Annotated in this window: 10 protein-coding genes; 6 read left to right on the top strand and 4 right to left on the bottom strand. The window is 41.9% G+C overall.

Going from position 1 to position 14,610, the window contains the following annotated elements:
• Positions 1–7 precede the first annotated feature (7 nt).
• Positions 8–1,996, bottom strand: coding sequence for a transketolase (gene tkt, locus OM33_RS05760; protein WP_038639866.1), 1,989 nt, complete (start codon positions 1,994–1,996; stop codon positions 8–10).
• Positions 1,997–2,334: 338 nt separating this feature from the next.
• Between tkt and metK the strand changes: the two genes are divergently transcribed.
• A complete protein-coding gene (gene metK / locus OM33_RS05755; protein WP_038639862.1) occupies positions 2,335–3,522 on the top strand; it encodes a methionine adenosyltransferase in 1,188 nt (395 codons plus the stop codon).
• Positions 3,523–3,623: 101 nt separating this feature from the next.
• Positions 3,624–4,568 carry a hypothetical protein gene (locus tag OM33_RS05750; protein ID WP_038639860.1) on the top strand — a complete coding sequence of 315 codons (945 nt, stop codon included), beginning with the start codon at positions 3,624–3,626 and terminating at the stop codon, positions 4,566–4,568.
• A 68-nt stretch (positions 4,569–4,636) separates the two neighbouring features.
• Here the strand turns inward: OM33_RS05750 and OM33_RS05745 are convergent, their stop codons facing one another.
• Positions 4,637–5,233 (bottom strand): START domain-containing protein, encoded by a 597-nt coding sequence (locus OM33_RS05745; RefSeq protein WP_038639857.1) that lies wholly within the window; start codon positions 5,231–5,233, stop codon positions 4,637–4,639.
• A 1-nt stretch (position 5,234) separates the two neighbouring features.
• Positions 5,235–6,755 carry a CYTH and CHAD domain-containing protein gene (locus tag OM33_RS05740; RefSeq protein ID WP_038639854.1) on the bottom strand — a complete coding sequence of 507 codons (1,521 nt, stop codon included), beginning with the start codon at positions 6,753–6,755 and terminating at the stop codon, positions 5,235–5,237.
• Positions 6,756–6,971: 216 nt separating this feature from the next.
• Between OM33_RS05740 and OM33_RS05735 the strand changes: the two genes are divergently transcribed.
• Positions 6,972–7,616: a TIGR04211 family SH3 domain-containing protein gene (locus OM33_RS05735; RefSeq protein WP_038639851.1), complete on the top strand. Its 645-nt coding sequence runs from the start codon at positions 6,972–6,974 to the stop codon at positions 7,614–7,616.
• Between the two features lie 40 nt (positions 7,617–7,656).
• On the opposite strand, the gene OM33_RS05730 is transcribed toward OM33_RS05735, so the two are convergent.
• Positions 7,657–8,145: a winged helix-turn-helix transcriptional regulator gene (locus OM33_RS05730; protein ID WP_038639848.1), complete on the bottom strand. Its 489-nt coding sequence runs from the start codon at positions 8,143–8,145 to the stop codon at positions 7,657–7,659.
• Between the two features lie 143 nt (positions 8,146–8,288).
• On the opposite strand from OM33_RS05730, the gene putA reads away from it, so the two are divergent.
• The 3 genes from putA (at position 8,289) to OM33_RS05715 (ending at position 14,608) form a co-directional block, all read left to right on the top strand.
• Positions 8,289–12,089 carry a bifunctional proline dehydrogenase/L-glutamate gamma-semialdehyde dehydrogenase PutA gene (gene putA / locus OM33_RS05725; RefSeq protein ID WP_038639845.1) on the top strand — a complete coding sequence of 1,267 codons (3,801 nt, stop codon included), beginning with the start codon at positions 8,289–8,291 and terminating at the stop codon, positions 12,087–12,089.
• Positions 12,090–12,232: 143 nt separating this feature from the next.
• Positions 12,233–13,432 (top strand): HD-GYP domain-containing protein, encoded by a 1,200-nt coding sequence (locus tag OM33_RS05720; protein WP_038639842.1) that lies wholly within the window; start codon positions 12,233–12,235, stop codon positions 13,430–13,432.
• A gap of 6 nt (positions 13,433–13,438) precedes the next feature.
• Positions 13,439–14,608 (top strand): HD-GYP domain-containing protein, encoded by a 1,170-nt coding sequence (locus tag OM33_RS05715; protein ID WP_038639839.1) that lies wholly within the window; start codon positions 13,439–13,441, stop codon positions 14,606–14,608.
• The last annotated feature ends 2 nt before the right edge of the window (positions 14,609–14,610 follow it).

Here is a 14,610-nt window from a genome sequence, read left to right as displayed (position 1 = left end):
GCAATTATTACAGTTGATTTGCTTTCGCTACGATATTTTCAACTGTGAAGCCAAAGTGCTCAAATAGCTCATTTGCAGGCGCTGACTCACCAAATGTTGTCATACCAACAACAGCACCATTTAGGCCAACGTACTTGTACCAGTAATCTTCAATACCTGCTTCAACAGCAACACGTTTAGTTACTGCGCTTGGCAGTACTGACTCTTTATAAGCTGCATCTTGAGCATCAAATAAATCAGTTGATGGCATTGAAACAACACGTACTTTTTTACCTTGAGCGCGAAGTTCAGCTGCTGCTTGCATTGAAAGCTCAACTTCAGAACCCGTTGCGATAAGAATAATCTCTGGCACGCCATCACAGCTTAATACGTAACCACCTTTACGCACATTTGCTAATTGCTCAGCAGTACGTGCTTGCTGTTGTAAGCCTTGGCGAGTAAATACCAGTGATGTTGGACCGTCTTTACGCTCAATCGCATCTTGCCATGCAATTGCAGACTCAACTTGGTCACACGGGCGCCAGTTAACTAGGTTAGGCGTTAAACGCATGCTTGCTAGCTGCTCAACTGGTTGGTGCGTAGGACCATCTTCGCCTAGACCGATTGAATCGTGGGTGTACACAAAGATTGAAGGCTGCTTCATAAGCGCCGCCATACGAACTGCGTTACGCGCATATTCCATAAACATCAAGAACGTCGCACCGTAAGGAATAAAACCTTTATGCAGCGCAATACCATTCATAATTGCTGACATACCAAATTCACGTACACCATAGAAGATGTAGTTACCTGATGCGTCATTAGCTGTTAAGCCTTTTGAACCTTCCCAAAGTGTAAGGTTTGAACCTGCAAGGTCAGCAGAACCGCCCATAAACTCAGGTAACAATGGACCAAATGCGTTTAGTGCATTTTGTGATGCTTTACGGGTTGCTGGGTTTTCAGGGTTTGCCTGTAAGCTTTCAATATAGGCTTGTGACTTTTCAGCCCAATCTGCTGGTAATTCACCTTTTTGACGACGTTCAAATTCTGCCGCTAGTTCAGGGAAAGCCGCTTTGTACGCATCAAACTTTTCAGCCCAAGATGCTTCTTTTGCTGTACCCGCTTCAACTGCATTCCAATCAGCATAAATATCAGCTGGAATATCAAAAGCACCGTGTTCCCAGTTCAAGAATTCACGTGCAGCTTGAATTTCAGCATCACCTAATGGTGCACCGTGACAGTCGTGACTGCCTGATTTATTTGGTGAACCGTAACCAATCACTGTTTTACAACAGATTAGTGTTGGCTTACCCGTTTCAGCACGTGCTTCATCGATTGCCGCACGAATGGCTTCGCTATCGTGACCATCTACGTTACGAACTACATGCCAACCGTAAGACTCAAAGCGTGCAGCTGTATCATCAGTGAACCAACCCTCTACTTCACCGTCGATTGAAATACCATTGTCATCCCAAAACGCAACAAGTTTACCTAGGCCTAATGTACCTGCCAATGAACACGCTTCGTGTGAGATACCTTCCATTAAGCAGCCATCGCCTAAGAAACAGTAGGTGAAGTGATCAACAATATCGTGACCTTCGCGGTTAAACTGGTGCGCAAGTGCTTTTTCAGCAACAGCCATACCAACCGCGTTAGTAATACCTTGCCCTAGCGGGCCTGTCGTTGTTTCAACACCCGGTGCATAACCGTATTCAGGGTGACCCGGTGTTTTAGAGTGCATTTGACGGAAGTTTTTAATTTCCTCAATTGGAAGATCATAGCCAGATAAATGCAGTAAAGAATAAATTAGCATTGAGCCGTGACCATTTGACAGAATAAATCGGTCGCGATCAGCCCAATCAGGGTTTGCTGGATTGTGGTTTAAATAGTCGCGCCATAGCACTTCAGCAATGTCTGCCATACCCATAGGGGCACCAGGGTGGCCAGACTTGGCCTGTTGCACAGCGTCCATAGATAGAACGCGAATAGCATTTGCTAGTTCTTTACGTGACGGCATGGATTTTCCTACCTCATTATTTGTTTGCTGTCATAATTTGGATACATTGGCCAATAAGCACTCACCAAAAGGAGCTACTTATTGGTCAATGTACCCACGCAGCCCTATTCTTACCTATAAGCACACGCGGAGCAATGGAAAACCGACTATAATCTAGCTTCTTTATGCACAAAACAGCCTAGTAACAGTGAAGAAATTTCACTTTTAATTTTTTTTAGACGTCTAGGCGTAAAGTTATTGTTTGCAGCGTCGATATTCGATAGAATACGCGACCATTTAATTGAACCTGCGCAAATCCATGTGGCAACGCGCATTTTTTGTGAGTGAGTAGAAATACCATGGCAAGAACTTTATTTACTTCTGAGTCAGTATCTGAGGGTCATCCGGATAAAATCGCTGACCAAATTTCTGATGCGGTTTTAGACGCAATTATCACACAAGATAAGCATGCGCGTGTTGCCTGTGAAACAATGGTTAAAACAGGTGTTGCAATTATCTCTGGTGAAATTTCAACAGATGCGTGGGTAGACCTAGAGTCAATCACACGTAAAGTAATCACAGATATCGGTTACACATCATCTGACGTAGGTTTTGACGGTGACACATGTGGCATCATGAACTTAATTGGTCAACAATCACCTGAAATTGCGCAAGGTGTTGACCGTACTAAGCCTGAAGAACAAGGCGCAGGTGACCAAGGTTTAATGTTCGGTTACGCAACGAACGAAACACCAACTTTAATGCCTGCACCACTTTATTACTCGCACCTACTTGTTGAGCGTCAAGCACAAGCACGTAAGTCTGGTATTCTTCCTTGGTTACGTCCTGATGCAAAATCTCAGGTAACGTTTGTATATGAAGATGGTAAGCCTGTTGCAATTGATGCTGTTGTACTTTCAACTCAGCACAATCCAGACATCGAGCAAGATGCACTTGTTGATGCTGTAATGGAAAACATTATCAAGCACACGCTACCTGCAGAGCTATTAACTGAAGATACTAAATACTTCATTAACCCAACTGGCCGCTTCGTAATCGGTGGCCCTGTTGGTGACTGTGGTCTTACAGGTCGTAAAATCATCGTAGATACTTACGGTGGTATGGCACGTCACGGTGGTGGTGCTTTCTCTGGTAAAGATCCATCAAAAGTTGACCGCTCTGCTGCATACGCGGGTCGTTATGTTGCTAAGAACATTGTTGCAGCTGGCCTTGCTGATAAGTGTGAAATCCAAGTTTCTTACGCTATTGGTGTTGCTGAGCCAACGTCAATCACAGTTGATACATTCGGCACAGGTAAAATCTCTGAAGAGAAATTAGTAGAGCTAGTACGTGAGCACTTCGACTTACGTCCTTACGGTATCACTAAGATGCTTGACCTACTTCACCCAATGTACCAAATGACTGCTGCATATGGTCACTTCGGTCGTGAACCGTTCGAAATGACGGTAGGTGAAGATACATTCACAGCATTCAGCTGGGAAAAAACAGACAAAGCAGACGCACTTCGCGCCGCTGCTGGTTTATAATAACCGTCTGATTGAGAAAAAGCGCCATTGGCGCTTTTTTTTATGCCTGAAATTCAGTTGCTTGGTAAGATAATCGCTCTAAGAAACAACACGGTGACGTTATGTACCTTTCAATCAATCATTACCCTGAAATAACCAAGCATAGTGACCCACAAAGAATAACGCGCCTTGCCAAACCTTACCTTACAACTCCAGCAATTGTTTACGTTATCCATAGTGTCGTCTTGGTAGCCCTTATCATGATAGACACAACCAGTGTGCAACAGCTGCATCCTTTTATTTTAAAAGCCGGTTTATTGATTACGTATTTGATAGCGATGCATTTGGTGGGCATTAATACATGGCAGCGCAAGCAGTTTTTATCACACCTTGATGATATAAAGGCAAAGTCAGAACAATCTGATATTGCGCTAGCACAATCGTCTTTATTTAATTATTGGCAAGATTATCAAGTGGCAAAAACCTTTATCATAACAGCCCCTAATTACTCACGAATGCATACTTTTGAGTTTGGTTACTTAAGCCTTTGTGAAAACGGTGAAAAAGCGATGATCCGTGTATTAGAAGACGAAAATTTAGCGTCTAACCAACTTAAAATAGCCATTTTAAATGAGCAAGTAATCCCTGCGGTAATTACAGAAAACACAAATGTAGTCTTAACCCTAGCAGAGCACCCAATAAATGGCTCCATTTGTAAAATTAACCAAGTAGCAAAACGTAAATTCACTGCAAATCAATTGTCGATTAATTTCACTGAAAAGTTAGTGGTGGTAGAGTTTGAGCAGTTGCCACAAGAGCTCTCACTGATATCAAACGTCATAAACCCGCAAACCAACCTGACCTATCAACTAAAACTCGTTGCCGTTGATAATCAAAATTATGTGGTATATAAAATCCTCGATGATAATATCTCGCGTCCGCTAATGAGTGCGGATTTAATCGTTTTTGACAACGATAAAAAACAACGGGCACATGTGCTTGGTTTTTCAGAGCTTGCATCACACTTTGGTAACCACTATCCACTCAGTGGTGGTGAAATTCGCTAATAAAACTAATCTATTTAAGGGCAGCAAACACACTTATAAACCAATTAAGTTACCTAACCTCGACGGGATTAATTGCAAGTATATAGTTTCAGCCGCGCTCTCATTTTTTTGAAGGTATTAAAGACATTCGATTTTGCGACTGAATTTCCTAACCAAAGTGGAATTTTACCCGCGGGATCTGCAATCGCTTGGTACTCAATCGAAATCTTATTTTGACTAAGTTGATTAATCACCCAGCTCGCTTCCACATGCTCAATACGAATATAATTACTTTGCTTTGGATACACATTGGGTGCCGCTTGAATGCCTATTTGCGTCTGTGACTTGGACGTTCGATAAATACGTGAGTAAGTCACCATATCGCGATTTTTAATCGGCCAAGGCGCATTAAATTGGGTATACACAATATGCTCATTTGGTGATGGCGACTTTAATACCGTCACCTTTTCAACATTACTAAGCCATTTATTTGCGTTTTGTGTATCAAATAGAAGGGATTCGAAGGATGCTAAACACCCTTCGGTTACTGTGATGGCTTTAAGTTTTAGCAGCCCATTACCAAGTGCTTGCTGGTAAACTTCAATCCCTTGTTTGTTTTTATCTTGTTGCCACTCGAATGCATGACTCGATGCACAAACAAGTGTCAACAACAGCAAAAGGCGCATATTATTGCCAGTATGGCTCCAATTTTTGACTAGCAAGACGGCTGTGCTCCATCGCCGCAAGCAAGCCATCATTTTTTTGCCCTAACCAAAGTAAAATACTCTTAAATCGGTCAGGCTCTTGTTGTGATTCGCACAATTGTTTTAAATAATCGTAAGTCGCAAGTTCGTCCATTCCATGGATAATATCGAGCCAAGGACCTCTAAACTCATCGCGTAATGCGCCTTCAAACAATTGACCTAAACAACAGCCACTCAATAAATTGCGGTGCAGTTTTTGCCGTTTTGCAATGTAACTTTCAGCGCTAACCACATCATGTGGTAGCAAATGTTGCATTTCTTGCCAATCATTTTCAAATAGCTTTGCAGCTATTTCTTTAACTGGCTTACTGGCTGCAACAACCTGCTCTTGGTCCCAGCTTTCTCGCCATCGCTTTTCAATTAAAAAGCGTGTTAAGTCCAAAATTAATTGGTTGTATCGAGAACTGTGGAAAATGGCCAATAAACTCTCACGAGAAGGTTGTTCCGATTTAAGCTTGTCAATAACCTGCTCAAGCTCTGGTGCGGCAGAAATACGCTTATGAAAAGCATGTTTTTTTGACGTAAACATGCGTAATTGAATGGCTGTTTCTACCCACGAAAACGTTTCTAATAGCCATTTCAACTCTTTACGAAGCGATTTCGTAACTTGTTTGTCAGCCACTTGTTCAAACAGCCAAAAACTATGGCGAATTAAACTCACACCATCAACAATGCGTTTTAAGGTCTTTAGTTTTGGCGCATCGATGTAACACTGCTCATGCTTTTGCACAAACTCAATACCATACTGCAAACATTTCTCGAGTGCTCGTTCTTGCGTTGCCGTTTCATCAAGCTGAACATAGCCTAAGAATGCGTCTGCCACTAATGGCATATCATCCGCTAAACGATAACCGCGCGCAGCTTTGCTGTATAAACCTAAGCGCACTTCGCTGCAACTAATTAGCTTGTTTGCAAGCTCAAACAATTCGCTTCTGTCGCCGCTAATTAATTCCATTTCAACTTCGCAAATAGGCACACTCTGACCTGAAACTGAAATATCACCTTTATCTAATACTAACTCAATTTCAGTACCCGATTCAGTTTCAAGGAGCCAAGTGCGACGAATAAAATTGGTATTAAATATTGAAAAAAGATTGCTACTAATTGCGTTAGGTTCAATACCAGCAGGCCAAATTGTACTGTCGAATAACGCAATATTGGGACGCGAGCTACTAATTGGCATATTGTATTCAGGACGTTGGTGAAAGCCACCCACTACTTTACCCGCAAGTTTAACGGTTTGCTCACATTCACCATCCACACAACGCGTACGCAAACCAATATCAAGCGCTCTTAGTTCGCGACTAGGCGTATCAAAGTAGGCATTTTGTAAATTACGTGAAGCTTTATTACTGACTTTTTTTGAAAACTGAGTAATCAGTGCTGGCAGTTGAGAAATAACGTGTTCTGAAACTAAAAATTTCAGCTCTATTTCAGTATCCATTAGCTGGAGGGTTGACCTATTTTATATGCAAAACCTAAGTAAAACGAAATCTGTGTTTGAATGCAACCTTTTTAGTCACTCATTGTAAACCGCACAACACTATTTAATCGTCTAGTCGCCCACTGTAATTACTGCTCTCGACTTGCTATTAGTGTGTTAAATCCATACTATGAAGCCTCACAAACTGGACAATAACAATTAAAACAGGATCTTCCCATGTTTAAATCGATTGCTGGGTTTCTTTTATTAGCAAGTTTAAGCACAGCCATCCATGCCGAAACGCAAACTAATAGCGAGCAGGCAGCTGAAATACTCGAAGTACAAACAACAGAATCAACAGTTTCGTCGACTGCCTATATCACCGATAACTTATTTGTTTACATGCATTCAGGTCCAGGTAAAAACTATCGTATTTTAGGTTCAATACAAGCGGGAACTGAATTACAACTGCTTGATGAGAATAAAGAGTCAGGCTACAGCCAAGTAAAAGATAACCGTGGTCGTACTGGTTGGATTGATAAACGTAATATCAGTAAACGCCCTGGATTGGCACAACAAAATTCGCAGTTAAAAAGCCAATTAGCCGATTTACAATCTGAGCTTAATGCTGCACAACGCGATATGCCTGTGTTACGTCAATCAACCAGCGAGCTCGAAATTAAGAACCGTGAGTTAAGTGCCGAAATAGAAAACTTAAACGCGCAAATTGCCCAATCTCGCAATCAAAAACAACAATCATCTGAAAAGCAACAAAAGCAGTTATTAATCTATGGTGGTGGTATTGCATTTATCGGTATTTTAATGGGTATTATCATTACCTTAGTGTTGTCTCGTCGCAAACGTTACGACGGTTGGGCATAACCCCTTATTTAATAAAAAAAGCGCTTTATAAGCGCTTTTTTTATTCGTCTATTTTGACGGTTAATCCTTTATCTTGTTTTACATGTTCTATCACCATGTAAGTACGGTTGGTGCCTACTCCGGGAATATCGACAATTTTACCCAGCACTTCACGATATTCAATCATGTCGCCTACACGTATTTTTAATAGGTAATCATAGCCACCAGCCACCATGTCACAGGAAACTACTTGCCCAATCAGGAGAATATGCTGTTTGAAGATTTCAAATGCCGCTTCAGTTGACTCTTTTAATGTCACTTCAACATGAGCCACTACATTTTGTTTTAATTTGGTGGCATTTAAACGCGCACCATACCCCTCTATATAGCCTTCTTCTTCTAACTTTTTAACACGCTCCAAGCAAGGGCTTGGACTTAAGTTAACTTGTTTTGCTAAATTTACATTCGAAATTCGGCCATTTTTTTGTAAAGCATCTAAAATTGCTAAATCGATTCGATCGAGTACGCGAGTCTTTATTGAGGTGGTCATACAGAATAATATTTGGCATCTTTTACACTATACCCTGTAAATTACCGGATATAGCCAAAATACGCCAGCACATTCTGCTGAAAAGATTTTACACTACCCCTCTATTTTATAAATTTAACCTATTTTATTTTGAGGGTTTCTTTATGCTTTACAATGGTGACTTAACAACCAAATGTCCGATCCGTCAGCAGATCCGTGACTTTTACCGTATTGATGAAGACCAAGTTATAGACCATATTCTGCCACTTGCAGAAGTGGGCGTAAGTGCACGTAGCCGCGCATGGGAACGTGCGCGTCAAATGGTTTTAAATATTCGTAATGACCAAGAAGGTCAAGGTGGCGTTGATGCACTGCTTAACGAATATTCACTGTCTTCGGAAGAAGGTGTGGTATTAATGTGCCTAGCCGAAGCTCTTCTTCGCGTGCCAGATAAAGAAACCCAAGAAAGCCTAATTCGCGACAAGCTAGCAAACGGCGACTGGAGCGCTCACTTAGGAAACAGTGATTCACTCTTTGTAAACGCATCAAGCTGGGGTCTTCTTTTAACCGGTAAAATGGTTAACTATGCTGACAAAAATAAAGAAGAGCAGTTTGGTTTATTAAAGCGCACTATGGGTCGTATTGGTGAACCAGCGATTCGTAAATCAGTGCAATATGCCATGAAGATCATGGGTAAGCAGTTTGTAATGGGTACTACCATTGAAGAAGCTGTTGAGCGTGCAAAAGATAAAGAAGCCAAAGGCTATGCATATTCTTACGATATGTTAGGTGAAGGCGCGCGCACCATGGAAGATGCTGAACGTTATTTCAATAGCTACAAAATGGCAATTCATGTTATTGGTAAAGCTGCTAATGGCCGTGGTCCTATTAAGAGCCCGGGTATTTCAGTAAAACTTTCAGCTATTCACCCTCGTTACGAGTTCACACACCGCGAGCGCGTAATGGAAGAGCTAGTACCAAAACTAAAAGAGCTAGCGCTAACAGCAAAGCAGTACGACATTAACTTTACAGTTGATGCGGAAGAAGCTGACCGTTTAGATATCTCACTCGATATTATTGAAGCCGTATTCTCAGATGACGCTTTAGGTAACTGGGCTGGTTTCGGTCTGGCGGTTCAGGCATACCAAAAGCGCGCTATCTTTGTAATTGATTGGTTAGAAGCGCTTTGTCGTCGTGTAAACCGTAAGATGATGGTTCGCCTTGTAAAAGGTGCTTACTGGGATACCGAAGTAAAACTTTCACAAGCAGATGGCTTAGAAGACTACCCAGTATTTACTCGTAAAGCGACAACTGACGTTTCTTACAAAGCGTGTGCGATTAAATTAATGAAAGCACGTGATGTAATTTTCCCACAGTTCGCAACACACAACGCATACTCTGCTGCCACAATTTTAGAGCTAGCTGATGGCAACTACTCTAACTTCGAATTCCAGCGTCTACACGGTATGGGTGAGTCGCTTTATGACCAAGTTGTAACTGAAGATCGTGTACAGTGCCGTGTTTATGCGCCAGTTGGTCACCATGAAGACTTACTTGCTTACCTAGTGCGTCGTTTACTTGAAAACGGTGCTAACTCGTCATTCGTAAACGCGATTGTAGATGAGTCGCAACCAGTAGAATCACTGCTTGAAGATCCCGTTGAAAAAATTCAGCGCGTACGCAACAAGCGTAACCCGCAAATTGTATTACCAAAAGATTTATACGGTAGCGAGCGTCAAAACTCGAAAGGGCTAGATTTAACCAACATCAACCATATCACGCCATTTAAGGCAAACTTAGATAAGTGGGTTGCTGAAAACCTAATGACCCATGCGGATGTGCCTGCAGGTCATGAAGCGGTTATTAACCCAGCTAATCACGCTGAAGTGCTTGGTTCTATTCGTCACCAAGACGAAGCAGAAATGAAAGCGTTAGTAGATACAGCAGAAGCCGCTTTCCAATCTTGGTCACAAACACCGGTTGCTGAGCGCGCTGATATTTTACGTCGCACCGCAGACATTTTAGAGCGTCACCGCGATGAACTAATCGCGCTGTGTATTAAAGAAGCAGGTAAAGTTGCACAAGACGGCGTAGATGAAGTACGTGAAGCAGTAGATTTTTGTCGTTACTACGCAGCACGCGCCGAAGAACTTGCAGCTGATAGCCGTTTCTCTCCTCGTGGTGTGATTTTATGTATCAGTCCGTGGAACTTCCCGCTTGCGATTTTCCTAGGTCAAGTAGCAGCGGCTATCGCTACGGGTAACTCAGTAATTGCAAAACCAGCAGAGCAAACATCACTTGTTGCACTTCGTACCATTGAATTAATGCGTGAAGTTGGTTTACCTGAAAATGTGGTACAGCCGGTGATTGCGCGCGGTAGCAAAGTAGGTCAGGTGATCATTCCAGACCAGCGTGTACAAGCGGTAATGTTTACAGGTTCAACTGAAACAGGTACGCGTATTGCGCAAACGCTTGCTGAACGTGGTGGCGACCAAGTACCTCTGATTGCAGAAACTGGCGGTCAAAACTGTATGATCGTTGACTCAACTGCACTACCAGAGCAAGTGGTTGACGATGTTGTTTCTTCAGGTTTCCAATCGGCAGGTCAACGCTGCTCGGCACTTCGTGTGCTTTTTGTACAAGAAGAAATCGCAGACAAAGTAATAAAGATGATCAAAGGTGCAATGAAGGAATTGCATGTCGGTGATCCTGCTTACTTATCAACAGATGTTGGTCCTGTAATTGACCAAAAAGCGCTTGATGCGCTGAACGAGCACGTTGAGTACTTAAAAGACAAAGCGACACTTCATTTTGAATGCCCTATTCCGGCTGACAATGAAGATGGTCACTTCTTCTTTGCACCACGCTTATATGAAATCAGTGACTTATCAGTACTTACCAAAGAAGTATTTGGTCCATGTGTTCACGTGATCCGCTTTAAAGGTACTGAAATTGATAATGTTATCAACCAAGTAAACAGCACTGGTTTCGGTTTAACTATGGGTATTCATACCCGTATCGAAGAGCGCGCTGAGTACCTAGCGAAACAATCTCGTGCAGGTAACATTTACGTAAACCGTAATATGATTGGTGCTGTAGTAGGTGTGCAACCATTTGGTGGACGCGGTCTTTCGGGTACTGGCCCTAAAGCAGGTGGCCCAACATATTTAACACGTCTAGTAAAAGAAAATGCCGCACCTGAAAATGTTCAAGCAACCAATATCAACCTTGACGGTGAAGTAATTGCAGATGACAGCCATGCAGTTGAGCGCGTTAATCAACTTATGGTTAACTCAATTCGTGATGAAAAAACATGGCGTGCGACCAGCTTAAATGACCGTATTTCAGTATGCCGTCAAATGCTTGCGAAAATCGCACAAGTTGAAATCATGGATAAACTTGCTGATGACTTAACGCAAACAATTGCCGACGCGAGAAGCCAGTTAGACCGTATTGAAAAACGTTTAGCGAAAGGCACTGTACTGCCGGGTCCTACAGGCGAATCAAATACAATTTACCTAGAGCCACGTGGTTGTGTCGTTTGTTATGCAGACAAAGATACCTCGTTTAACTTCTGGGTATTATCAATCGTAACGGCGATTGCAGCGGGCAATACAGTAATCACTGTTGTTTCTGATTTATTCCACGAAGAAGCGTTAGCATTCCGTGAAAAACTAATTGCATGTGGTGTTGCAGAAGGTGTATTACAAGTAGCGAAGCTATCTGAACTAAACGCTGCCCTCGCTCACCCACATGTAGCTGGTGCTGTAATTGGCAGTGGTTGTGAGCGTAAAGCGCATGTCAATGAGAAGTTAGCTGCACGCTCTGGTGCTATTTTACCAGTGATTAGTGCACAGTATTACGACACGCTAATCAACCGTCTTGTCACTGAAAAAACAGTAAGTATTGATACGACTGCATCCGGCGGTAACACGTCGCTTATGACGCTAACTGACGAAGATTAATCTAAAGCTCGGGAAACCGGCTTGTTAAGCAAAAATAAAAGGGCTAAGTGTAAACTTCAGCCCTTTTCTTTTGTCTTCTGCTTAATTTTCAGCATAATGTTTGCTAATTTTAAAGATAAGCAAAATTCAAAATCTTACTGCCTATGTTAAAAACCATTTTAATATCTGACCTTAAACCCGGCATGTATGTGCAAGGGGTTGTAAAACAACAAGGTAGTGTAAAAGTAAAGTCAGAAGGCTGGGTAAGGACACAAGCTGCCATCAATAAATTAGCTACCTCTGGCATTTTAGAAGTATCTATTGATCCAGATAAGTTTATTGATGTGAATCCAGATAAAAAGAATGATTCCGACAAGAAAGAAAGCGAAGCGCCAAAGTTTGATCCTACCAAAGCGACCGCGAGTTTTTCCAGCGAAGCAACAAAAGCTAAAAAGCTTTACAGCGAAGCAAAGCAATTACAATCAAAAGCATTTGACGATATTCGCGCAGGTCGAAAAATTGACGTTGACCCTTTTAAACAAGTTGCTAACGGCTTTATCGACTCGGTTTTTCGTAACCAGGACGCCCTCGCATGCATGACTCGCATCCGCGACAAAGACGCCTATTTACTCGAGCATTCTATTAATGTTTCTGTGCTAATGAGTATCTTTGCCAAACATATGGGATTTGAGCGCGAAGTTATTGAAGAATTAGCAACCGGTGCATTGTTACATGATATTGGCAAAGTCAAAGTGCCCGATCAAATCCTCAATAAGCCAGGTAAACTTACGGATGCTGAATTTGACGAAATTAAACGTCATGCACTTTACAGCAAAGAAATACTAGAAGAGTCAGGACTCAGTGACATCGCCGTTCAAGTGGCCGGTTTTCATCATGAACGCTTAGATGGCAAAGGCTATCCATTTGGATTAAAAGGGGATGAAATCAATCAGTACATCCGTATGATATCCATCGTTGATGTGTATGATGCCCTAACCGCTAAACGCGTTTATAAAGATGGGATGAACCCAATTCAAGCATTTAAAATTTTACGCAGTGATTGCCCCAATAGTTTTGATAGTGATTTAGTGGCGCGATTTATTCAATGTATTGGTATTCACCCTGTTGGCACACTCGTTAAATTAAAAAGCCAAAAGTTAGGCATAGTGTCACAAAGTAATTTTGAACAACCTTTACAGCCAATGGTGAAAGTATTTTACAGCGCAAAACATCAACACTACACCGAAGTTCAGGATTTAAATTTAGCCAGTAAACGTGTTGACGATGAACTTGAGTCGTCAATAAAACCTGAAGACTTTGGCATTGATTTGATGAAATTTTTCCGCAATGCATTTTTTGACTAACGCCACATGACTCCAGATAAAAACGGTAAAATACGTGTTCCTATAACCAAGCTTGAGGTGGGTGATTTTGTTGAAGAAGTCACAAAACAGCTTGGCGATGTCAAAGTTGTGCAAACTGGTATTGTTCGAAATTACTTTGCGCTGCAAGCGCTCAAGAAAAAAGGGGTGATTGAAGTTCTTGTCGATACAAACCGTTCAAACAAATCAATCACAATCGAACAGGTATCGCACAGTAAAAGCGTAAAATTAGAACGCCTTATTGAAGCATCATTACACTGGCAAGATAGAGCCCATATTTTGCTTGAAGAAACGCTCTCTCGTGCTAAATCTCATTTACCAATTGACCTTTTTAGCCTTGAAAAGCTCGTTATTGATGCACTTGAGTTAACTAAACAAAATAAAGATGCATTAGCTCTGATTGTAAGGTGTAAAATGGCGAACAATTTGCTTATTAGCCATTTAGTAAGAGTAGCGCTGAGCCTAGCGCAATTTTGCCACACACAGCAATACCAAGCGCAAGCGAGCCAAAATTTAGTACTCTCAGGGTTATTATCCCGATTAGGCTACCAATTACTGCCTGATAATCTACGCTTACCGAATGAAAAGTTAGCCGCTATATTACAACAAAAAAAGCAGCACCATATCACTCTGCTTCTAAAACTATTGGATTTAAGTGGCCAACCCAGTCCACAAGTTTTACGTTTACTAACTGAGCAAAATGAATTGCTCGATGGTTCTGGTTATCCAAATCAATTAGACATTGATAAGCTTAACTCTGCACAACGTATTTTAAGTATTGCTATTGCTTTTGATGGCTTAATGTTTGGCTTTGATCATAGCAAATCCATTGGCAGTACCGCGGCATTTCGCGAATTAATGGAACACTCACCATCACATTATGACCCTGATCTGTTACAGGCATTTATACAGGCTATTGGGCTTTACCCAGCAGGCACCTTAGTAAAGCTTGCGTCTGGACGCATCGCTATGGTCATTGAAAATCAATCTCAACTCACAAAACCACGTGTTAAAGTATTTTATAACGGAGACTTTAATCACCACATAGCCGTACGAATTATTAATCTAGCAGAGTCCGACGACAGTATCGAAGGCAGTGCCAAAGCACAGCGCTACGATCTCGATATCGCAGATTTAGTCACAGAGGACGGCATTTAGCA

The organism is Pseudoalteromonas piratica (genome assembly GCF_000788395.1).
Lineage (GTDB): Bacteria > Pseudomonadota > Gammaproteobacteria > Enterobacterales > Alteromonadaceae > Pseudoalteromonas > Pseudoalteromonas piratica.
Note: the sequence above shows the minus strand (reverse complement) of the source record. Positions and strands in the feature narration are given on the sequence as shown.